22 protein-coding genes are annotated in these 21,029 nt (G+C 60.8%); all 22 read right to left on the bottom strand.

The genetic code is table 11. From position 1 onward, the window contains the following. Nucleotides 1-79 precede the first annotated feature (79 nt). Entirely contained in the window at nucleotides 80-358 is a 279-nt protein-coding gene (gene rpsO / locus DW171_RS03275) for a 30S ribosomal protein S15 (protein WP_099431792.1), read from the bottom strand. Nucleotides 359-496: 138 nt separating this feature from the next. Further along, nucleotides 497-1,246 carry a DNA repair protein RecO gene (gene recO / locus DW171_RS03270; protein WP_118270401.1) on the bottom strand — a complete coding sequence of 250 codons (750 nt, stop codon included), beginning with the start codon at nucleotides 1,244-1,246 and terminating at the stop codon, nucleotides 497-499. Nucleotides 1,247-1,261: 15 nt separating this feature from the next. Further along, nucleotides 1,262-2,329: a GTPase Era gene (era, locus tag DW171_RS03265; RefSeq protein ID WP_199575460.1), complete on the bottom strand. Its 1,068-nt coding sequence runs from the start codon at nucleotides 2,327-2,329 to the stop codon at nucleotides 1,262-1,264. Nucleotides 2,330-2,341: 12 nt separating this feature from the next. Then, nucleotides 2,342-2,719, bottom strand: coding sequence for a diacylglycerol kinase family protein (locus DW171_RS03260; protein ID WP_117635248.1), 378 nt, complete (start codon nucleotides 2,717-2,719; stop codon nucleotides 2,342-2,344). Nucleotides 2,720-2,728: 9 nt separating this feature from the next. Beyond that, nucleotides 2,729-3,238: an rRNA maturation RNase YbeY gene (gene ybeY, locus DW171_RS03255; protein WP_117564282.1), complete on the bottom strand. Its 510-nt coding sequence runs from the start codon at nucleotides 3,236-3,238 to the stop codon at nucleotides 2,729-2,731. Beyond that, complete coding sequence (locus tag DW171_RS03250) at nucleotides 3,235-4,221, bottom strand: PhoH family protein (protein ID WP_118270400.1); 987 nt, start codon at nucleotides 4,219-4,221, stop codon at nucleotides 3,235-3,237. The genes ybeY and DW171_RS03250 overlap by 4 nt, the downstream gene beginning before the upstream one ends. After that, entirely contained in the window at nucleotides 4,202-5,494 is a 1,293-nt protein-coding gene (locus tag DW171_RS03245) for a MiaB/RimO family radical SAM methylthiotransferase (protein WP_118270399.1), read from the bottom strand. The genes DW171_RS03250 and DW171_RS03245 overlap by 20 nt, the downstream gene beginning before the upstream one ends. A 9-nt stretch (nucleotides 5,495-5,503) precedes the next feature. Continuing rightward, nucleotides 5,504-6,652 (bottom strand): molecular chaperone DnaJ, encoded by a 1,149-nt coding sequence (gene dnaJ, locus DW171_RS03240; RefSeq protein ID WP_099431798.1) that lies wholly within the window; start codon nucleotides 6,650-6,652, stop codon nucleotides 5,504-5,506. Nucleotides 6,653-6,733: 81 nt separating this feature from the next. Then, a complete protein-coding gene (locus DW171_RS03235) occupies nucleotides 6,734-7,837 on the bottom strand; it encodes a DnaJ domain-containing protein (protein ID WP_199586819.1) in 1,104 nt (367 codons plus the stop codon). Nucleotides 7,838-7,895: 58 nt separating this feature from the next. Beyond that, nucleotides 7,896-9,128: a radical SAM family heme chaperone HemW gene (gene hemW, locus DW171_RS03230; protein WP_118270398.1), complete on the bottom strand. Its 1,233-nt coding sequence runs from the start codon at nucleotides 9,126-9,128 to the stop codon at nucleotides 7,896-7,898. Between the two features lie 2 nt (nucleotides 9,129-9,130). After that, complete coding sequence (gene dusB, locus DW171_RS03225; RefSeq protein WP_118270397.1) at nucleotides 9,131-10,174, bottom strand: tRNA dihydrouridine synthase DusB; 1,044 nt, start codon at nucleotides 10,172-10,174, stop codon at nucleotides 9,131-9,133. A gap of 4 nt (nucleotides 10,175-10,178) precedes the next feature. After that, entirely contained in the window at nucleotides 10,179-11,990 is a 1,812-nt protein-coding gene (lepA, locus tag DW171_RS03220) for a translation elongation factor 4 (RefSeq protein WP_117776228.1), read from the bottom strand. 96 nt (nucleotides 11,991-12,086) lie between these two features. After that, entirely contained in the window at nucleotides 12,087-12,353 is a 267-nt protein-coding gene (gene rpsT / locus DW171_RS03215) for a 30S ribosomal protein S20 (RefSeq protein WP_118270396.1), read from the bottom strand. A gap of 133 nt (nucleotides 12,354-12,486) precedes the next feature. Continuing rightward, entirely contained in the window at nucleotides 12,487-13,449 is a 963-nt protein-coding gene (gene holA, locus DW171_RS03210; RefSeq protein WP_118270395.1) for a DNA polymerase III subunit delta, read from the bottom strand. A gap of 78 nt (nucleotides 13,450-13,527) precedes the next feature. After that, a complete protein-coding gene (locus tag DW171_RS03205) occupies nucleotides 13,528-15,831 on the bottom strand; it encodes a DNA internalization-related competence protein ComEC/Rec2 (protein ID WP_118270394.1) in 2,304 nt (767 codons plus the stop codon). Continuing rightward, the gene (locus tag DW171_RS03200) at nucleotides 15,828-16,541 is read right to left on the bottom strand and encodes a ComEA family DNA-binding protein (protein WP_117800130.1); all 714 of its coding nucleotides are present in this window, start codon (nucleotides 16,539-16,541) and stop codon (nucleotides 15,828-15,830) included. The genes DW171_RS03205 and DW171_RS03200 overlap by 4 nt, the downstream gene beginning before the upstream one ends. Nucleotides 16,542-16,754: 213 nt before the next feature. Next, nucleotides 16,755-17,999, bottom strand: a complete 1,245-nt coding sequence (gene thiI, locus DW171_RS03195) for a tRNA uracil 4-sulfurtransferase ThiI (RefSeq protein ID WP_117637249.1) — start codon at nucleotides 17,997-17,999, stop codon at nucleotides 16,755-16,757. Next, nucleotides 18,000-18,281 (bottom strand): DNA-directed RNA polymerase subunit omega, encoded by a 282-nt coding sequence (locus tag DW171_RS03190; RefSeq protein WP_035138532.1) that lies wholly within the window; start codon nucleotides 18,279-18,281, stop codon nucleotides 18,000-18,002. Nucleotides 18,282-18,286: 5 nt separating this feature from the next. Continuing rightward, nucleotides 18,287-18,856, bottom strand: a complete 570-nt coding sequence (gene gmk, locus DW171_RS03185) for a guanylate kinase (protein ID WP_118270393.1) — start codon at nucleotides 18,854-18,856, stop codon at nucleotides 18,287-18,289. Next, entirely contained in the window at nucleotides 18,857-19,165 is a 309-nt protein-coding gene (gene mihF / locus DW171_RS03180; RefSeq protein WP_006236130.1) for an integration host factor, actinobacterial type, read from the bottom strand. A 239-nt stretch (nucleotides 19,166-19,404) separates the two neighbouring features. Continuing rightward, on the bottom strand, nucleotides 19,405-20,121 hold the full coding sequence (gene pyrF, locus DW171_RS03175) for an orotidine-5'-phosphate decarboxylase (RefSeq protein WP_117637248.1): 717 nt from the start codon (nucleotides 20,119-20,121) through the stop codon (nucleotides 19,405-19,407). Continuing rightward, the gene (locus DW171_RS03170) at nucleotides 20,115-21,023 is read right to left on the bottom strand and encodes a dihydroorotate dehydrogenase (protein WP_006236128.1); all 909 of its coding nucleotides are present in this window, start codon (nucleotides 21,021-21,023) and stop codon (nucleotides 20,115-20,117) included. The genes pyrF and DW171_RS03170 overlap by 7 nt, the downstream gene beginning before the upstream one ends. Between the last annotated feature and the right edge of the window lie 6 nt (nucleotides 21,024-21,029).

Genomic DNA, 21,029 nt, shown 5'->3' with positions numbered 1-21,029 from the left:
GCTTCAGAGCGTGATTGTTCACGCCCTTACACAAAAAGAGCGCCCCGCTGCGCAGGACGCTCCTTGCATGTACAAATCCTTACTGGATGTTGTCGCGGATGCCCAGAGCCTTGATGAGCTCACGATACTCGACGATGTCGTTCTTCTTGATGTAGGAGAGAAGACGACGACGACGGCCGACGAGCATGAGCAGACCACGACGGGTGTGGAAGTCCTTCTGGTGGGACTTCATGTGCTCGGTCAGCTCCTTGATGCGCTCGGTCAGGATGGCGACCTGAACCTTGGGGTTGCCGGTGTCGACCGGGGTGTTACCGAACTGGGCAGTCAGCTCCGCCTTGCGCTCTTTGGAAACAGTCATTGTTTCACCTTTCGTTTCTTGTCGCCCGCGGGCGACGCTATTCGCCTCGGACTGGGAAGCCGCCGGTGGAGCGAGCAACCAAGGTCGAGGTACCAACAGGTCGGTATGTTACCACAAGCAGCCCGCGCCTGCGCATCATCACCGACCCAACATGAATTCCATCGCACGGAGACGTTGATCAGTGTGCGTCGCAGCCCACACGTGCGAAAGCCCCAGCAAAAAGGCAGCGGTATGGGGGTCGACCCTCTCGGCCATAAGCGCATCGAATGTCATGGACATAAGGGCGCGCAGCCATGCGACCTCACCGGTCGACACCAGCTCGGCACCGGGCACGCTCGACGCGCACGACCCGCACATGAGGCCGCCCGCCTGGGGCGAAAAATACGACAGCATCGGGTCTCCGCACAGCACGCATGCCGAAAAATCGGGTCGGTAGCCAACGTGCGACAGCAATTTAAAGACAAAGGCCGCCACGAGCAGGTCCATATGCGCCGCGTCGAGCCCGCTGCCCACCAGGGCAAGCGCTCGCTGCGTGATGGCAAAGGTGAACGGGTCCTCGGCGTCCTCGAATGAGCACACGCGCGCGACCTCGGCAATCGCGCTTGCGGCGCAGGTCGTCTCGTAGTCAGGAGCGGCACCGAGTGGCGCCTCCATAAGCTCCGCCTGAGAAACCACGTCAAGCGAGCGACCACGCGCGAGCAGCATATCGACGGTACAGAAAAGCTCACAGCGGGCAGCCAGGCGTCCACCGGGTTTGCGCGCGCCCTTTGCCACGGCACGAACCTGCCGACCCCGCTCGTCAAGCATCGTCAGGATCAGGTCCGTCTCTTTGAGCTTGGTCTTATCGAGGACGAGCACCTTCGTGCGATATGTACGAGAACCTGCCATTCGCGCCGCGTGTCCCTAATCCTCGGCGTTATAGCCAAAGCGGCGAATCTGGGCCTCGTCGTCACGCCAGCCGGCCTTGACCTTCACGTCCAGCTCCAAAAAGACCTGGGTGCCAAAGATGCGCTCAAGGTCGCGACGGGCGTCGATGCCGATATGTTTGATCATCTCGCCGCCCTTGCCGATGATGATGCCCTTTTGGCCCTCGCGCTCGACGTAAATGGTGGCGTGCACGCGCAGCACCTTCTTGGTCTGCTCAAGCGCATCGCAAATCACGCCCACGGAGTGCGGGATCTCATCGCGGGTGCGGCGCAAAACCTTCTCGCGCACAAACTCGGCAACGAGCGTCTCATCGGAAGCGTCGGTACCCATGTCCTCGGGGAACCAACGCGGACCCTCGGGCAAAAAGTGCGCAACGGTCTCGATGAAGGCATCGACGTTAAAGTTCTTGACCGACGACGTCACGATCTCGTCGTCATATTCCATAAGCTCGTGGGCGGCCTTAAGCTGCTCCATGACCTGTGCGGGGTCGGCTTCATCGGCCTTGGTGAGCACCAGGACCTTCTTGGAACGGGCATTCTTGACACGCTCGGCAACCCAGGCGTCTCCCCTGCCGATCGGTTTAGTGGCATCAATCAAAAACGCGACAACATCGACATCGTTCAGCTCGAACAGCGCGCTCTTGTTGAGCTCGGACCCAAGACCGTCCTTGGGCTTGTGGATACCCGGGGTATCGACAAAGACCAGCTGGTAGCCGGGGCGGTTGACGACGGCGCGCATGCGACGGCGGGTCGTCTGGGCCACCGGCGAGGTGATGGCGACCTTTTTGCCATAGCAGGCGTTGAGCAGCGTTGACTTACCGGCGTTGGGGCGGCCGACCAAGGCCACGAAGCCACTGCGGAAACCGGGCTCAACGTCGCCAAAGCCCGCGAGGCTGTCGTCCTCGTCGCACAGGGCGTCGAGTTCCTCGTCGCTCATGCCCTCAAACGGGTCGAACTCCTCGGCTTCCTCATAGGCCTCGGTCGCCTTAGCATCCGGGGACTCGTCGTCCAAAATTTCATCGATAGGCTGCATATTGTCGGACATGGGAATCCCTTTCTAAATAAAGCCGAGCGCGTGGGCAAATACCAGCAAGCCCACAATCGCGGCGGTGATTGAAAGTACGTATACCGAGGCGGCGGCGATGTCCTTGGCGCGTTTTGCCAGCGGATGGAGCTCCTGGGTCGCCAGATCGACAATGGCCTCCATGGCGGTATTGCACAGCTCGCCGTGAATCACCAGGCCGCAGCAGATGATAATCGTGGCCCACTCGGCAATGTCGAGCCCCACAATGCAGCCAGCAATGATGGTGCACACGCCCGCTACGAGCATAACCTTAATGTTGCGCTCGGTCTTGACGGCGGTGACGAAGCCCTCCATGGCGTAGGAGAACGACTTTAAAAAGGACGGATGGTCCTTGTTCGATCCGGGAATCATAAGCGGCTCCTAGTCGTGGGCATGATTGGTGATGGGGCCGACGTGAACGAGTTTGGGGTCCTCGCCGCGCTCGAGCGCCAGATCGCGCAGGATAGCGTCCTCGCGGGCCTCCATGACCTCGGCCTCGTCGTCCTCGATATGGTCATACCCCAGCAGGTGTAGCATGCCGTGTACGAGCATCAGGCGGCACTCGTCGGCAGGGCTATTGCCAAAGCCGGGGGCCTGACGGGCAATGACCTGCGGGGCCAAGATGATATCGCCGAGCTCGAGCGTCTCGTCGGCGGGAATATCCTCGTCAAAGGCCGAGTCGCATTCAAACGAGAGCACATCGGTGGTGCGGTCGATGCCACGCCACTCGTGGTTGAGCTCGTGCATCTCGTCCTCGTCGACATACGAAAGGGAAATCTCGACTTCACGTTCAACGCCCTCGGCGGCAAGCACAACCTCGCAGATGTGCTCCACCTCCTGGGCATCGAGCAGCGTATCGAGCTCGGCATCGTTGCTGATCAATACACTCAACGGGACTCCTTTCGATCGTGTGCGCGCTGCTCACGCGCATCGTCGTATGCATCATAGGCCTCAACAATACGGCCCACCAGGGCATGGCGCACCACGTCGGCGCGCTCCAGGTGTGCAAACGCCACATCGTCGACACGGCCCAAAATCTTCTCAACATCCGCCAAGCCACCACGACGACCCACCAGGTCGCGCTGGCTGAGGTCGCCGGCAATCACGAACTTGGAGTTGAATCCAAGGCGTGTCAGGAACATCTTCATCTGCTCGGGCGTAGTATTTTGCGCCTCGTCGAGCACCACGAAAGCATCGCTCAGCGTACGACCGCGCATATAGGCAAGCGGGGCGATCTCGATCACGCCGCGCTCCATAAGCTCATCGGTGCGCTCGCGATCCATCATGTCAAAAAGGGCGTCGTAGAGCGGACGCATGTACGGATCGATCTTTTCCTCGAGGGTGCCAGGCAAAAAGCCCAGGTTCTCCCCCGCCTCGACGACGGGGCGCGTCAAGATCAAACGACCCACCTCGTGACGCTTAAGCGCGGCGACGGCGAGCGCCATGGCCAGATAGGTCTTACCGGTACCGGCAGGCCCCAAGCCAAAGGTGATGGTATGCGAGCGGATGGCATCCACATAGCGCTTTTGCCCGAGCGTCTTGGGGCGAATGGCACGGCCGCGGTATGAAAGCAGCACGTCATCGCGAAGCGATGTGGCCTCATGCTCGCCGTCGCGCAAGACGGCCAGGCAACGCGAGACATCGTCGGCAGAAAGAGTACGGCCGGCCGCCGCCTCGCGAAAAGCATGTTCGAAAAAGCGCGCCACGAGCTCGACCTCGTCCGGGTCACCGCTCACGGCGATGCTATCGCCACGGGCGACCACATGGGCGCGAACCAAGCTCTCGAGCGCACGAAGGACGCCGTCGCCGGCGCCCAAAACGCGCGAGGAATCAATCCCCTCGGGAACGGTAAGTCTAATCTTCGAGGCTTCCATGAACCTCCCTGCGCGCATGGACCAAGCCGGAATCATCGACTTCGATGATAGCAACATCGAGCAGGCACGGGGCTGTAAGTCCACAGGTATCGTCAAGACGGGCATGATGGAACGAGCCGAGCGTCAGGTTGTCACCATACTCGAGCACGGCGCGCTCAACGGTGCCCACGCGACGACGAGCGTCGGCGATAGCGAGATCCTGCGCCGCGGCCCGCATATGGCGGCTGCGCTCGGTCATAACCTCGGGCGGTACCTGGTCGGGCATATCGGCGGCGAGGGTGCCGGGACGCTTGCTATAGCGGAACACATGCATGCGCGAAAAGCCCACGCGACGGCACAACGCCAGCGACTCCTCGAACTCCTCATCCGTCTCGCCGGGAAAACCGACGATGACGTCGCACGAAAGGGACGCCTGGGGCAAGTTGGCGCGAATCATGCGCACCGTATCCTCAAACGCCTCGGCGCTATAGGGACGGCCCATGCGATGCAAGGTCGCCGTGCAGCCGGACTGCACGGGCAGGTGCAAAAACGGGGCGATACGCTGCGGATAGCGCGCCATAACCTTAAGCAGGCGTTCAGAGATATCCATGGGCTCGACCGAGGAAATGCGCACGTGCGGAATAGACGTGCGCTCCATAATGGCCTCGAGCAGCTCATCGATTTCGACATGCTCGTCGGTCGCGCTCTTGCCATCGTAGGCACCCAGGTTCACACCGGTCAGCACCACCTCGGGCACGCCGGCCTCCTGGGCCTCGCGAACTTGCTCGAGCACGGACTCGACGGGCACGGAGCGCTCGGGGCCGCGTGCCTTCCACACAATGCAATAGGTGCAGCGATGGTTGCAGCCGTCCTGAATCTTCACGCCCAGGCGAGAGCGACCGAGCGCATCGACCACCTCGCCATCGCTGCAGGCGGGAACGCTATCGGACTCAACGCCCAGCACCTCGCAGACACGTTCGGCGACATCGATCTTGGACGGCTCGGCGATCACGCGATCCGAAAGCTCCAGCAGTTCCTCGGGATGCAAATTGACCACGCATCCGGTCACGACCACATAGGGCTCGTTTGGATGGGCCAGCGCATGGCGGACGGCCTTACGGGTCTTGGCCTCGGCCTCGCCCGTAACGGCACAGGTGTTAATGACGATCAAGTCGGCATCCTGGGGCTCCACCATGGCAAAGCCCAGGCGCATAAGATCGGCAGTGATACGGTCAGACTCAACCCGATTGACACGGCAGCCGAGGTTGACGACGGAAATATGGGGTGCGAGCACGCGGGCTCCTTAATCGAGGATATCGTCGAGGGCACTCTTGATACGGTCGGTCACCGACTTCTTACCGGAAGCGACGTCATCGCCCATCTCATCGGCAAAAGCACGAAGCAGCTCGCGCTGCTTATTGGAAAGATTGGTGGGAACGACCACGCGCAGTTGCACGATCAAGCGGCCACGCGAACCGCCACCGCCAATGCGCGGCATGCCGTAATTATTGACGCTCACGGTGTCGCCGTACTGGGCGCCGGCGGGAACCGTCACCTTAACGACCTCGTCGGGCATAATGCCCTCGACCTCGATCTCGCAGCCGAGCGCAGCCTGCGCAATCGAGATATCGCTCACCAGGTACAGGTCGTCACCGTTGCGCTTAAAGCGCTCATGGTCGGCAACGCGCACGTTGACAATCAGGTCGCCCGAAGGCTCGCCGCGAAGGCCGGCCTCGCCAAAGCCGCTCACACGCAGCTGGCGACCGGTCGAAACGCCGGCGGGAATATCGATGTCGATCTTTTCGTGCGAAGGCGTGCGGCCCTGACCGTCGCAGGTCTCGCAGGGATGGTCGATAACCGTGCCCTCGCCATGGCAGTCGGGGCAAGGCGAGGAAGACTGAACCTGGCCCAAAAACGATCGCTGAACCGTCGTGACGTAGCCCGTACCGTGGCAGCGACCGCACTGCTTTTCCTGTGCACCCTCGGCCCTACCGGTACCGTTGCAGTCCTCGCAAGGAGCAAGGCGGTCATAGCTGATCGTCTTTTTGCAGCCGAGCGCCGCCTCCTCGAGCGTCACCGAAAGCGAGATGGCCATGTCACGTCCGCGACGACGCTCACGACGGCTGCGGGCGCCACCACCGGCGCCACCGCCAAAGAACGACGAGAACAGGTCGTCCATGCCCATGCCACCAAAGATATCGTTGATGTCGACATAGCCCGAACCACCAGGACCGTCGGCAGTGCCGTAACGGTCGTAGTTAGCACGCTTCTGCTCATCGGAAAGAACGGAATAGGCCTCGTTGAGCTCCTTGAACTTGGCCTCGGCCTCGGGATCGTCCGAAACATCCGGATGTACGGTACGGGCCTTCTTTAGAAACGCACGCTTAATCGTCCGCGCGTCGGCATCCCTGTCGACGCCAAGCACCTCGTAGTAATCCCTATTTTCCGACACGACCGAATCCTTCCGACTTTCATTATCGTCACAGTGCGTCCTATACCCAAGCTGGGCCGACCGCAAACAGAGGGTTTGATGTTATTGCATTTGGTACGGCGAAAGCATGGCCCGTTGCGAGCAGCTCGCGAACCAAACCGACACGAGCGCGAACATGAAGCCATTGGCAAAACCGTTGGCAAACTGCATCGCACCGCGCTTCCACCACAGCAGGCTGCGATGAAGCACACCGTCCGAAAGCACCATGAACAGGCCCATGGTAAACGGAATAAAGCACATCACGGCAAAGGCCGAGAACACGCCCGAGATGGCCGACAGCACCAAAAACGGCGCCACGATGCCCATCAGGTAAAAACCGGTACGAGCTTTGCCTTCCAAGCGCTCGGCCTCAACATGGGCGCGGCCGACCAGGTCGCCGCCCGCGGCACCGTTGGTGCCAGCATGACCCATGCCGCTAATGCGGACCTCGTCGCCATCGTGCGTGCCGGCAGGAAACTCAATCGTCTGCTCGGAGGTTACGCGAGTACGACCGCTGCCACCGCAATCGGGGCAGGGGTCGGCCACGACCTTACCGGAACCGCCACACTCGGGACAGACCGACTGGAACGTGCCCGCACCAAACAGGAAGGACAGGTCGACGTCGATGTGGCCGCGGCCGCCACAGCTCGGGCAGGTATGGGCATGCTCGGAGGAGACAGAACCCGAGCCGCCACAGTGACCACAGGTATCGAAGCGCGTATAGCGGACGGTCTTGCGGGCACCGCCCTTGGCCTCCTTGGCGTCGAGCTTGATATCGACGACCACGTTGGCGCCGTTCTCGGGATTGTAGGCAGCCTGGCCGCGACGCTGCTGGCCCCAGGCGCCACCAAAGGGAAAGCCGCCCTCAAAGGGATTGCCATAGCCCGTGTTGCCGGCGTAGCCGCCACCATAGGGCGAAGCTGTAGGAGCACCGGTAAAGGGATTGCCAGAACGCATGGCGTCATAGCGCGCACGTTTTTGCTCATCCGAAAGCACGGCGTAGGCCTCGGAAACCTCTTTAAACTTTTCCTCGGCATCCGGCTCTTTGTTGACGTCCGGATGGAGCTTGCGAGCCTTTTGCTGGAAGGCCTTCTGTATATCACGCGAGGTAGCGCCCTTGGAGACACCCAGAATCTCGTAATAATCTTTTTCGTTCATCGTCGCCATGCGCGGCAACCTCCTGCTCACAGCAGCGTATATATTCCGGTAATTCTACCCGAGCGGCCTAAGCTAGATCCCAAAACAGCTCGAACAGAACATTTCCATCGAGCCAGCCCAGGTGTGTCGGCGCAAGACGAGCTCGAACATGGCCCGCGACGACATCTGCCGTAGTGAAGGGTCCCTCATGACCCCAGAGCGTCTCGGGCACCCAAGTGGCAAGACCCAATTCGAGCGCGCGATCGCAGGCAGCTGCCAGCTCGCCCGTTGGGATGACGCAAGCTGCACGAGCCAACAGGTCGGACGCAACACCGTGCGTCATGCGACAAGCGAGCATCAAGTCTTCGGCGACAGCCTCGCGCTGCGACAGATATTCGGCCTCGAACGCCGTCGCGTCATCGTCACGTTGCACCAGACGCACGCGGTACGCATCGCCTCGAGAAGACACGCCGGGGAACAAACCTGCAAGACGGTCGAAATCCTCGTCGTCGAGCATGCCCGCGGCAGAACGACCCAGGCCCAGGTAGCCCTGTCCGGTCCAGTAGGCAATGTTATGGGCGCACTCATGGCCGTCGAGCGCGTAGCTTGCCACCTCATACGGACGATAGCCGGCCGCACCCAGGCGCTCACGCGCCGCGTCCATGCACGAAGCCTGAAAATCCTCGTCGGGCTCGAGCGACTCGTCACGGCACGCCATGCGATAGAGTGGCGTGCCCTCCTCGAGCGTGAGCGGGTAGACCGACACATGATGAGGCGCCGCCGCCAACACGCCATCGAGCGTTCTCCGCCAGCTTGCGGCCGTCTGCCCGGGAAGGCCGCACATCAGGTCGCACGACACATCGAGGCCAGCGTCCTTCACCGTCGCGATAGCCGCAAGTGCGCGATTAGCATCGTGAATGCGGCCAATAGCAGCCAGCTCGGTATTGTCGAGGGTTTGCACGCCCAGAGAGATGCGCATGACACCCGCCTCGGCAAGGGCGGTGGCGAGCTCGACGGTCAGCGACTCAGGATTGGCTTCGCAAGTAAATTCAACGGGCTTGCACCACATGGAGATACGACGGGCAAGTTTCACCAGGCGCTCCCCAGCCAGTGAGGGCGTGCCGCCGCCAATATAGACCGTGCGGACCTGCGCAAGCGCCCCGGCGTCGCCAAAGGAATCGAGGCGCGCATACAGCTGCTCAAAATAGGAATCGAGCGCAGCATCCAAATCACACAGAGCAAAGCTGCGCGAGTCAAAGTCGCAATAGCGGCATTTTTGAGCGCAAAACGGCACGTGCACGTACAGCGCGGTAACGGCCACCCTTAGGCCTCCAGCGGATGAGCGGGCACCGACTCACCGGCGGCAAGCGCGGCCTCGCAGGCCACCACATCGCGCTCGATATCATCGACCAGCGACATGAACTCCTCGTACGTAGAGCAACGCACCACCTGAGCGCGCCAGGCGGCGGCATGGGGCATGCCTTTTAAGTACCAGCTTGCGTACGTGCGGGCGCGCGACATGAGCGGCAAGAGCTCATGCGTCAGCGTTAGGTGCTCACGCAGAGCGTCCAAGCGCTCGACGGAGCTGCGCGGCGGCACCGGTATGCCATCGAGCGCAAGGGCGCGAGCATCACCAAAGACCCAGGGATTACCGTAGATACCGCGCGCGATAAACACCGCGCTGGCACCCGAGCCGTGCAGATGCTCAGCAGCGTCCTCGGCCGAGAACACATCGCCCGAACCAATCACGGGAATCTCGACAGCGTCGGCAACCTCATCGACGACCGACCAGTCGGCCTGGCCCGTGTAGAGCTGCGTGGCGCAACGACCATGCACGGCGACTGCGGCAGCCCCTGCGCCCTCAAGCATCTGGGCAAACGTCGCGGCATTACGGTCCTCAGCATAAAAGCCCTTGCGGATCTTGACGGTCACGGGCACGTGCGCCGCGCCCACCGTGGCCTCGACGATCTTCTCCGCCAGGTCGGGCGTGCGCATGAGCGCCGAACCCTCGCCCTTGGTAACGACCTTGCGGGCGGGGCATGCCATATTGATGTCGATGAGCGACAGGCGATCGCCAACGCGCTCCTCGACGGCGGCGACGGCGCTCGCAAACTGATCGGGCTTGGAGCCAAAGAGCTGCACGCAAATCTTCTGTTCCTCGTCGGCCGGCAGCACCAGGCGCCACGTTTTGTTGCTGGCATAGGCAAGGCCTGCCACGCTCACCATCTCGCTGTAGGCAAGGTTGGCACCGCGGCGGCGGCACATAATGCGGTAGGCGGGGTCGGTCACGCCCGCCATGGGAGCCATAAGGAACGGCTGCTCGGCATAGGCACCCAGCAGCCGCTTGCTGTATTCAGAAAGCGCCATGGACCTACTCGTCCACCTTGAGGATCGCCATAAACGCCTCCTGCGGGACCTCGACCGAGCCGATGGCCTTCATGCGCTTCTTGCCCTCTTTCTGCTTCTCGAGCAGTTTGCGCTTACGCGAGATATCGCCGCCGTAGCACTTGGCAAGAACGTCCTTGCGACGCGCCTTGACGGTGGAACGGGCGATGATCTTGTTGCCGATAGCACCCTGGATGGGCACCTCGAACAGCTGACGCGGGATGATCTCCTTGAGCTTGTCGCACAGGCCACGGGCCAGGCCATATGCCTTGTCCTTATGGACGATAAACGAAAGCGCGTCCACCTCGTCGCCCGAAAGCAAAATATCGAGCTTCACGAGCTCGGAGGGACGGTACTCGTTGAACTCGTAGTCGAGCGAGGCATAGCCCTTGGTGCGGCTCTTGAGCTGATCGAAGAAGTCCAAGATGAGCTCGGCGAGCGGCATATCGAAGCGCATCTCGACCGATTTGCTCGTCAGGTGGATCATATCGGTTGTGACGCCGCGGTGCTCAATGGCGAGCTGCATGACGGCACCCGTGTACTCAGGCGGGCAGATGATCTTTGCCTTGAGGTAGGGTTCCTCGATACGATCGATGCGTGTGGCCTCGGGAAGGTCCTGCGGACTGCGGACATCGATCATTTCGCCGTCGGTCTTGTAGACGTGATAGTCGACCGAGGGACTCGTGGCAATGAGGTCCAGGTTGAACTCGCGCTCCAGGCGTTCCTTGACGACTTCCATGTGCAGCAGGCCCAGGAAGCCCACGCGGAAGCCAAAGCCGAGCGCCACCGAGGTCTCGGGCTCCCACACCAACGACGGGTCGTTGACGTGCAGCTTATCGAGGGCGTCGCGCAGATTCTCGTAGTCCTTGTTGTCGATCGGGAACAGGCCCGTGTAGACCATGGGCTTGGCCTCGCGGTAGCCCGGAAGCGGCTCGGGGCAGGGGTTCGACGCCCACGTAAGGGTATCGCCCACGCGAACGGCCTCGGGGTCCTTCAAGCCCGTGACCACATATCCGACCTCGCCGACCGTCAGCGCGTCGACCGGGGTCTCGGCAGGACGCTTGACGCCCACGCCGTCGACCAAAAAGTCGCCCTTGGCCTGCATCATAAGCAGGGTATCGCCCTTTTTGATGGAACCATCGAAGACGCGCACCGTAGCCACCACACCGCGATACTCGTCAAAGTACGAATCCAAAATGAGCGCTTTGAGCGGAGCGTTTGCATCGCCCTTTGGCGGCGAAATCAAAAAGACGATGGACTCCAGCAGATCGTGAATGCCCTCGCCGGTCTTGCCCGAGACGCACACGGCATCATCGGCGGGAATCGCCAGGTCGTCCTCGATCTCGGTCTTAACCTCATCGGGATGGGCCGAGGGCAGGTCGATCTTGTTGATGGCGGGCACAATGTCCAGATTGGCGTTCATGGCGAGCGTCGCGTTGGAGACGGTCTGTGCCTCAACACCCTGAGTGGCGTCGACGACGAGCACCGCGCCCTCGCAGGCGGCCAGCGAACGCGAGACCTCGTAGGTAAAGTCAACGTGGCCCGGCGTATCGATCAGGTTGAACTGATACGTCTCGCCATCATCGGCGTCATAGGACACGCGAACGGCATTGGACTTGATCGTGATGCCGCGCTCGCGCTCGATATCCATGGTGTCGAGCAGCTGCGACTCCATGTCGCGCTCGTCGACGGTATGGGTGAGCTCGAGGATGCGGTCGCTGATCGTGGACTTGCCATGGTCGATGTGCGCAACAATTGAGAAGTTGCGGATGTGGGAAATGTCAATTGAAGTATTCATGCGGACTATCTTACCCGAGCGATACAAAAAATGGAGCCTGTTCCATAAAACAGGCTCCATTTATGCGCGTAATCTGTGTGGTGTGAAATTTACAACTTAGGCGTTGATGTTGTTCACGAGCTTGGCAAGACCGGACTTGCGGTTGGAAGCCTGGTTCTTGTGGATAACATGCTTGGCGGCAGCCATGTCGAGACGCTTGGTGACGGTCTTGAGGGCAGCCTGGGCCTTCTCGGCGTCGCCCTCGGCGACGGCGGACTGGACGTGCTTGGTCAGCGTCTTGAGCTCGGACTTGACAGCCTTGTTACGCATGCGAGCTGCCTCATTGGTGCGGATACGCTTCTTCTGAGACTTGATGTTTGCCACTTCTGGAGTTCCTTTCGAGTTCCTTGCAAAAAATGTATGACACCTCTGAGACACGGTGAGGTCATGCAAGCGCCTACTATAGCACGCTCCCCCTCAAAGGGATAGAACGAATTTGTCAAATAGGCAGGTATCATCACGATTTTCTCAAAGTGTTCGTAATCCAGAGCAAAAGCGCGGTCTGAGAATCGGCCGAACCCTTCAGTGCGAGCTCCACATCGACCGCGCACTCGAGCGCGGCAACGAGCTCTGCCATCGAAAAGCGACGTGCCCAGGTCAGGTGATTCTTGACCTGCCAGGACTGGAGCTTGAGCGTTGCGGCCAGCTCACGACCCTGTCCGCGCGCATCGAGCGCCTTGGCAACGATAAGCTCGCGGATGCGGCCGCACAGCAATGTGTAAGTCCACACGTAGCTCTTGGAGGGCAAAAGCTTAAAGAGCTCGAGCGATCGCCGCATATCGCGAGCCGAGACGGCGTTGAGGAAGTCCCAGGGTTGAACCTCGGCCGTACGTACAATCCAGCGCTCAACGTCGGCAAGCTCAATCTGGGGCGCCTCGACCATCTGGGCAAGCTTAGCCAAGTCGTTATCGAGCATGCGAGTGTTTTCACCCGAACGCGAGACGAGTTCCTCGGCGGCCGCCGTCGAGATCGACTTGCCGTGCTGCGTCGCCATCTGCTGCACACGGCGCGGTAGCTCCCAGCGCTTGGTGCCGGAGCAATCGATCACGGCCTTCTTGTCGATCTTGGCGATCGCCTTATACAGGCGCGTGTTCTTGGCAAGCGAGTCGGCGATGATGAGGCAGACCGTTGTGGGGCTGGGACTCGCCAGATACTCAACGAGCGGCTCCGAGACCGCCTTGGCGAGCTTTGAGCAGCCATCAAGGATTACTAAGCGAAACTCGCTGCCCATGGGAAAGGTGTTAAGCGATCCGATAATAGACTCGATATCGGGGTCCTTGGTCATATCGCGCTCGTCGAGGTTGAACTCGACCATACCCGACTTTTCCAGACGCGCTTTCATACGCGAGACGGCGTGATCGCGCTTGACTCCGTCGGTACCGACGATCAGATATGCCGGCAGCAGACCGGTTTCGGACATTGCACTCCCCTCCCGCAGGCCTTCGCATTCGTTCCGTGCCATTCTAGCCCAGGGGCCCACCACACGCCAACGACGTCGTCACGGTCTCTGGCATCGCATCGCAAAGCCATTCACAGTCGGCGTGACGGTAATGTCGCCGTGTTCGATGGTGCACGTGAACACGCCGCCCGCTTCCTTAACGGCATCGATGCAGGCATCGGACGGATGGCCGTATCGATTCCCCTCGCCCGCGCTCGCGAGGGAAAGCTCGGGCTTCAGGACGCCCAGCAACTCGCCATCGACTGAAACCTTGGAACCGTGATGCCCAAGTTTAAGGACATCGATATCCCCCACCTCCTGCGCGAATTCCCGTTCTTGGTCGAGCTCGGCATCACCGGTGAGGAGCGTACGAAGGCCCTTGCCTTCCTGAACATAAGAGAGCAGCAGGACGAGCGAATCCTCATTTCCCTCGCCATCCACGGACTCGAATGGCCACATCACGCGGGCGCAAAATGAGCCGATATCGACCGTATCCCCACGGCGCACCTGCCGATACTCCACGCCAGGTCGGTTCAATACCTCGGCAGGAGCATCCTCCAGCGCATCCGCCGCCACGGCAATCGTTCCGACCGAAAACTGTTCGAGCACGGCAGGCAAACCACCCCAGTGGTCCTCATCCCAATGCGTCACAAAGACGGCATCGATATGGTGCACGTTATTGCGAACCAACGCCGCCACCACACGCTCGTCGAGCCCACAGTCGACGAGCGCTACTGTGCCGCCCTGGCGGATAAGAATCGCATCGGCCTGGCCCACATCGAGCACCGTCACCGAAGGCGGAGCAAATCGATCCCAATAGACGTACGGAATCGCAGCCAAGAGCACCAGGCATGCAAGCCCCACCGCCATAGGACGTACACGGGGACGCGGCCACCAGACCAGCAGAACCGCCAGCAAACACGGCACTAGGTAAATCCACATGCTATCGGGCGGCACGCCCACGGATGCACCCGGCATGGCGGCAAACAGCTGCTCGAAGAACAGCGCGCAACGGGCGGCAATCATGGGCACAACGAGAGCCCAAGTCCGCAACGGTCCCACGAGCGAAAAGGGAGCCAGCACGATCGACACAGCGAGCAATACGCTCACAACCGGACCGATGACCGCATTTGCCAACGGAGCAATGAGCGAGAATGTACCGAAGGCAGGAATGGTAATGGGAAGTGTCGCCAGTTGCGAGCACAGCGTGACGGAAAGCATGCTGGCAACGCCCGATGGCACACCCAGCTCACTCAAAGCGTAGGTCGCATAGGGGCAAAAGCACAGAATGGCAAAGACGCTGGCACATGAAAGCTGAAAGCCCATCTCGAACAGCACCGTCGGCCGCAGTAGCACAAAGATGGACATGGTTACGAAGAGTGCCGAAAGGCCGTGCCGGCGACGCCCCGCGCCGTTTACGACAAGCGTCGCGAACACCATACAGCACGCACGCACGGCCGAGGGAGACGCGCCAGTAAAGGCAGCGTAACCCACAAGCGTTATCGCCAATATCGCCCGCTGAAGGCAACGTGGGCACCGAATCTTTTGCAATACACCCTCGATTACAAACCCCACGATGGCCAAATGGCTGCCCGAGACGGCGATAAGATGCGCCGTTCCCGTCACCGAAAACCAGTCGCCCGCCGGCTGGACGCGCAGCTCGGCCGAACGACCGCAGACGACACCGGCTATGAGCGCACGCGCCGGGTCGGTCGCAGGCGCGATGGACGCAAGCAGCCCATTTCGCAGCCGAAGCAGCGGCCCCGGAGAACCCTCATCGACCGACACAATCCGAACGGCTTTAACCTTGCGCGCCTCGCCTCGGAGCACGCGCGATCGTCCATATGCATCGTTCTCAAAACGTGAAACGCGACCGATAACACGCACGTGCGCCCCGACCTTGAGCTCACGATCACACGATAGGCGAACCGTTGCCAAGTTCTTACCGTCCGCGCGTGCCTCGCAGGTATAGGAATACACGTCGTCGTTTATGGATGGGTCACCCTGCACGACAAACTCGAGGCTGCTTGCCGCTCGACCATCGAGCGCCTTCGAGGCACTGAGCACATCCACGGCCCACCACGCCGAGACGACCGCTCCCGCCACGAGACCGACGGAAGCGGCATACAGCCACCGCTTCCAAGGGGCAAGCCGCGCACAAGATTGAGCCAGCACAACGAATACCGCTGCCGCAACGGGAATGGCCCATAGCGGCCCGACCGCCGGCGCCCGCTCCCTCAGCAGCGCATCAGCGGCTATGTTGAGCACCAAGACGCAGCTCATGCACATGCCGGCACACAGGGCCATCGTCCACGGAATCAGGGGCCGCGGAGGCATCACGTGCTCGCGCTCGGTCGCACTCATACGCAGATGCAATCTTTGATTTTGGCAAGCTTCTTCTCGCCGATTCCCGACACACGCATCAGATCGTCAACCGAGGCGAAAGCACCGTTCTTTGTCCGCTCATCGATAATCGACTGGGCCATGGAGGGGCCGATGCCCGAGAGCGTCTGCAGCTCTTCTGCGCTTGCCGTATTGATGTTTACTAGACCTGTTGCGCCACTAACGCCCGACGATGCGGAAGCCCCAACATCAACACCGGCTTCCGCAATGGACGCCTGCTGCTCCCCTACCGTTGGAACGTGAATCTTCTGTCCATCGACGACCTTAGATGCCCGATTGAGCCCCGTGACGTCTGCCTCGGGCGCCAGCCCGCCGGCGGCATCAATCGCCTGAGCCACCCGCGCGCCGTCCTTGAGACGATATACGCCGGGCGACACAACGGCGCCATCGACATCGACATAGACCTCTGCCGCGGCAGAAGCCTTAGTCGAAGAGCCTTCGGATGTCTTTCCGCTCGAGGCATCGCCGGATCCCGGCTCCACTAACGAGCCCGAACCATCAGTACGCTCAAACGACACGCCGCCGGCACTGCCGCCAAGGTTCGCCATTGCCAGTCCACTCGCCATCGCAATGACGACCAGTATCGCCATCACCACTGCCTTATGACCGAGCAGTTTGCCCGCCCAGCGGTCCATCTTTTTGACTCGTTCATGTTGTTCGCGCTGCGCCATAGCAAAACCTCCCAACACCATCGTGTCAGGAAAGGAGCTCCGCAACAGCCACGCCCCAAAACCGGTTTTCGCGGTCAAACCAAAAGCTGACCAAAACCTTGCGCAATAATGTCCATTTATTCAGGCAAACGTCGACAAATGAACCGTTTATCGCCTAATGCCCAGATAGCAAAAGACCGACGATGCAGGCGCATCGTCGGTCTATGCACAAATTTATTCGTGATCTTGGTAAATCTCACGCGGAGCAAGCTCCGAATGTTTGCGTTTTAAGGTCTTAGGGGCCTTGTACGTGTTGCTCTCGAAGTCGATGTACTCGGTCTGCTTAAGCAGGCGCTCGATCATCTCCTCATGATCGAACAACTCCCAGGCCTCATGCACGGCATCGAGTTTAGCGTGCGTCTCGGGACGGCGCGGCATAAACAGCGTGCAGCAGTCGGGAGCGGCCTCAGTCGAGATATCGAATGTACCGATCTCCTCGGCACGTGCGATGATCTCCTGCTTGTCCGAACCGATGAGAGGACGGAACACGGGGATCTTCACGGCCTCGTTGACGGCCATGATGTTCTCAAGCGTCTGGGAGGCAACCTGCCCAAGCGATTCGCCCGTAACGATAGCCTTGGCACCCTCGATGTGTGCAATGCGCTCAGCAACCGAATACATAATGCGGCGGTACATGATCACGCGCAGGTTGCTGGGGCAGGTAACCGAAATCTCACGCTGGCAGTCGCCAAACGGCACCACGTACAGACGACCGATCTGGACACCCGGCGCAAGCGCACGGATGATGTCCTGCACCAAATACTCGCTCGTATCGGGCGTCTGCGGACGACCGGAGAAATGCACCGGCACGCACACCGCGCCGCGACGCGCGAGCATCCAGGTCGCCACCGGAGAATCGATACCCGACGACAGCAGCGTCACGACCTTGCCGGCAGAACCCACCGGCAGACCGCCCACGCCGCGCTCAGAGCGCGCGTACACATAAACGCTGCCCTGGACCACCAGTACGTGCACCATTGCATCGGGGTCGTGCATTTGAACCTTTTTATCGGGGAAGGCCTCACACAGTACCTCGCCCACCTGACGATTGATATCGATCGAGGTGAGCTCATAGTCAGTATTGGAGCGCTTGGCGTGCACCTTAAACGAATCGAAGGAACCAAACTCGCGCAGCGCCTTCACGGCGGCGGCGCAGTACTCCTGCGGGTCGCGGTTGGTGTGATACGCCAAAGACACACGAGCAACGCCGGGGACGGTGCGGATGACACGCGCCGCCTCGTCGGCCTGATGCTCGTTAAAGGTCACGAGGATATAACCGGAAATTCGAGACACGGCGTTCACGGAAAAGGCGGCCAAGGCCGCCTTAATGTTATCCATGAGGATATGCTCAAAATGTGCGCGGTTCTTGCCCTTCAGTCCAACCTCGTGATAGTGGACTAGGCAGACGCGAGCCGCCATTTAGGCTTCAGCAACCTTGTGGCCGAGCGCCTTCTCGTAACGGGCCTCGTCGTAAGAGATGTCGCCGTCGACAATCTCGTCCATAGCCATCGAGATGGTATCGGCACCGGAAAGCCCGATGGTGATGTCATCGACATCCTGGACAGCAAGCACGCGGTTGTGCTGGCCACGCAGCATGCTATTGATGTCGCAGGCGCGCTTGGAGGCAAGCGAAGCGAGCAGGAAGCGGTTATGATCGGTCTTCTCCAGAAGATCGTCAATACAAGGCTTTACAACGGACACGGACCTCAGATCCTTTCATGCATATCGAGAACGCGAACGAGCTCATCGGTCGCGCGGTCGAGATCGTCATTCACCACGACGTCGTCGTAGCGGTCGGCAAGGGCAAGCTCATCGGCGGCGTTTGCCATACGCAGCTCAATCGTCTCGGGCGTCTCGGTACCGCGACCGACTAGACGCTCGCGGAGCACCTCAAGCGAAGGCGGCTTGATAAAGATCAGCACGGCCTCGGGGAAACGCTCCTTCACCTGCAGGGCGCCCTGGACATCGATCTCCAAAATCAGAGACGAGCCCGAGGCGAGCTTGGATGTGACCTCGCTCACCAACGTGCCGTAGCAGTTACCGTGGACCTCGGCCCACTCAACAAACTCACCGTTTGCCACGCGGCGTTCGAACTCCTCACGCGTCAGAAAAAAGTAGTTGACGCCGTCGACCTCACCTTTGCGTGGTGCTCGCGTGGTAGCCGAAACCGTCAGACCCAGGTTCGAGCGGCGCTCGCGCACACGAGTGACGAGCGTACCCTTGCCTGCGCCTGACGGTCCAGAAATCACAAAGAGCTTGGAATCCTGAGCGCTCACTTATTTGGTCAGCTGCTCGAGGAGCTGCTCGCGCTGACGGACGCCGAGGCCCTGGACGCGACGAGTAGCGGAGATACCGAGCTCCTCCATGATCTTGGCGGCCTTGGCCTTGCCATAACCGGGGAGAGACTCGATGAGGGTGGAAACCTTCATGCGGGAAGCGATGGGGTCATCGGAGTTGAGCACGGACTCGAGGGACTTCTCGCCCTTCTTGATCTGCTCGCGAAGCTCAGCGCGGGCGTGACGTGCGGCAGCAGCCTTCTCAAGAGCCTGCTTGCGCTGCTCGTCGGTAAGCTGAGGGAGTGCCATTCGTACCTCCAAATAGTTGGGTTATATCTGATTCAATAATTGGCATTTTAGCACGTAGAACGTACAAAATGCCTAATCGCGGCTCCATAGGTTAGACGATACCCGCAAAAAGTGCAATATACTGCGCCCAAAGTTAAGCCCCTGACCTGCGATTCCACACAAAGGATGGGAAAGTTTACGCAGGCACAGGGGCTATTTTGTGCTAATGAGACCCAAAAGTGGTGACTTAGGGGAATCTTTTACGCGACGTTTTCGACCAGCTCGGCGACGATGGCGTCAAAGGCGGCAACCGGATCGTCGGCACCGGTGATGGGACGGCCCACCACAATGTGGCTTGCGCCACGCTCGATAGCCTGGGAAGGCGTCGCCACGCGGGACTGGTCGCCAAGGGCGGCACCCACCGGACGCACACCCGGAGTCACGATCAGGGCATCAGGACCCAGCAGCTCACGCATGTCGTGAGCCTCCATCGGTGAGCACACGATGCCATCGATGCCGTTGGCCTGAGCAAGCTTTGCCAAGCGGGCGGCCTCCTCGGCCACGGGCGACTCGACGCCGATCTCGCTCAAGGCATCCTGATTCATGCTCGTGAGCACGGTGATGGCGACGAGCTTGGCGCGGTCCTCACGCGCCTCCTCGGCACCCTCGCGGCAGGCAGCGAGCATAGCACCCGAGCCCAGGCCGTGGACCGAAAGCAGGTCGGCACCGGCAAGCGAGGCCGAGCGGGCAGCGCCGCGCACCTGATGCGGAATGTCATGGAACTTAAGGTCGAGGAAGACCTTAAAGTCAAGGTCCTTAAAGGTCTTGACGATCTGGGGACCCTCAGCGTAATAGAGCGTCATGCCGACCTTGAGCCAGGCGGCATGGCCCGAAAGCTCGTGGGCGAGCTCGAGCGCGCGCTCACGGTCGCAGTCGAGGGCGACGATAACACGGTCGCGGGCATCATTCTCTAGCATTCGAAAGCACCCACCAGCTCGTTGATGTCCTTTACGCCCTGGGACTCGGCCCAGGCCTCGAGCTCATGCGCGATCTTAAGCGAAGCACACGGATCGACGAAGTTGGCCATGCCGACCGACACGCAGGTGGCGCCGGCCAGGATAAACTCAGCCGCATCCTCGCCAGTCATGACACCGCCGACACCGTTGATGGGGATATCGACGGCCTGGGCAACCTCCCAGACCATGCGCACGGCGATGTGGTGGCACAGCGGGCCCGAAAGGCCGCCCTTGGGCTTGGCCACGCGGGACTTGCGGGTATGAACGTCGATGGCCATGCCCTGGATGGAGTTGATGACCGAAAGGCCGTCGGCGCCGGCGGCCTCGAGAGCCTTGGCAATCTCGGCAACGTTGACCGGAGCCATCTTTACGAACAGCGGCTTATCGGTCACCTTGCGGCAGGCAGCCATAACGGAAGAGGCGCCCTCGGGCGTTGATCCCATGGCGGCACCGCCGGCGGCAATATTAGGGCAGCTCACGTTGATCTCGTAGCCGGCAGCCCAGGGGCACAGCTCGACATACATCTCGAGTGCGCGGACAAACTCGTCAACGGAGTGGCCGGCAACCTGACAGATGACCTGGCAGCCGTCCTTGGACAGCTGTTCGAGCCAAGGACCGGACTCACGGGCAAAGGCGGCCACGCCGGGGTTCTGAAGGCCCACGGAGTTGATCATGCCGCCCGGGATCTCGGCCATGCGAGGCGCGGGATTGCCGGGCCAGGGCTCGGCAGCGCAACCCTTGGTGGTGATGGCGCCCAGCTGGGAAACATCAAAGAAGTTCTGGAACTGCCAACCGTAGCCAAAGGTACCGGCTGCGGTGTTGATGGGGTTCTGCATCTTGACGCCGCCGAAATCGACGGCCATGTTCAC

It is taken from the genome of Collinsella sp. AM15-2, from assembly GCF_003471985.1.
GTDB lineage: Bacteria > Actinomycetota > Coriobacteriia > Coriobacteriales > Coriobacteriaceae > Collinsella.
Note: the sequence above shows the minus strand (reverse complement) of the source record. Positions and strands in the feature narration are given on the sequence as shown.

Bases quoted from the DNA above. Each gene is read 5' to 3' on its own strand.
- rpsO (WP_099431792.1), bottom strand. From the start codon at position 358: ATGACTGTTTCCAAAGAGCGCAAGGCGGAGCTGACTGCCCAGTTCGGT.
- recO (WP_118270401.1), bottom strand. From the start codon at position 1,246: ATGGCAGGTTCTCGTACATATCGCACGAAGGTGCTCGTCCTCGATAAG.
- era (WP_199575460.1), bottom strand. From the start codon at position 2,329: ATGTCCGACAATATGCAGCCTATCGATGAAATTTTGGACGACGAGTCC.
- DW171_RS03260 (WP_117635248.1), bottom strand. From the start codon at position 2,719: ATGATTCCCGGATCGAACAAGGACCATCCGTCCTTTTTAAAGTCGTTC.
- DW171_RS03250 (WP_118270400.1), bottom strand. From the start codon at position 4,221: ATGGAAGCCTCGAAGATTAGACTTACCGTTCCCGAGGGGATTGATTCC.
- DW171_RS03235 (WP_199586819.1), bottom strand. From the start codon at position 7,837: ATGGCGACGATGAACGAAAAAGATTATTACGAGATTCTGGGTGTCTCC.
- dusB (WP_118270397.1), bottom strand. From the start codon at position 10,174: ATGGCGCTTTCTGAATACAGCAAGCGGCTGCTGGGTGCCTATGCCGAG.
- lepA (WP_117776228.1), bottom strand. From the start codon at position 11,990: ATGAATACTTCAATTGACATTTCCCACATCCGCAACTTCTCAATTGTT.
- holA (WP_118270395.1), bottom strand. From the start codon at position 13,449: ATGTCCGAAACCGGTCTGCTGCCGGCATATCTGATCGTCGGTACCGAC.
- DW171_RS03205 (WP_118270394.1), bottom strand. From the start codon at position 15,831: ATGAGTGCGACCGAGCGCGAGCACGTGATGCCTCCGCGGCCCCTGATT.
- DW171_RS03200 (WP_117800130.1), bottom strand. From the start codon at position 16,541: ATGGCGCAGCGCGAACAACATGAACGAGTCAAAAAGATGGACCGCTGG.
- thiI (WP_117637249.1), bottom strand. From the start codon at position 17,999: ATGGCGGCTCGCGTCTGCCTAGTCCACTATCACGAGGTTGGACTGAAG.
- mihF (WP_006236130.1), bottom strand. From the start codon at position 19,165: ATGGCACTCCCTCAGCTTACCGACGAGCAGCGCAAGCAGGCTCTTGAG.
- pyrF (WP_117637248.1), bottom strand. From the start codon at position 20,121: ATGCTAGAGAATGATGCCCGCGACCGTGTTATCGTCGCCCTCGACTGC.
- DW171_RS03170 (WP_006236128.1), bottom strand. From the start codon at position 21,023: ATGGCCGTCGATTTCGGCGGCGTCAAGATGCAGAACCCCATCAACACC.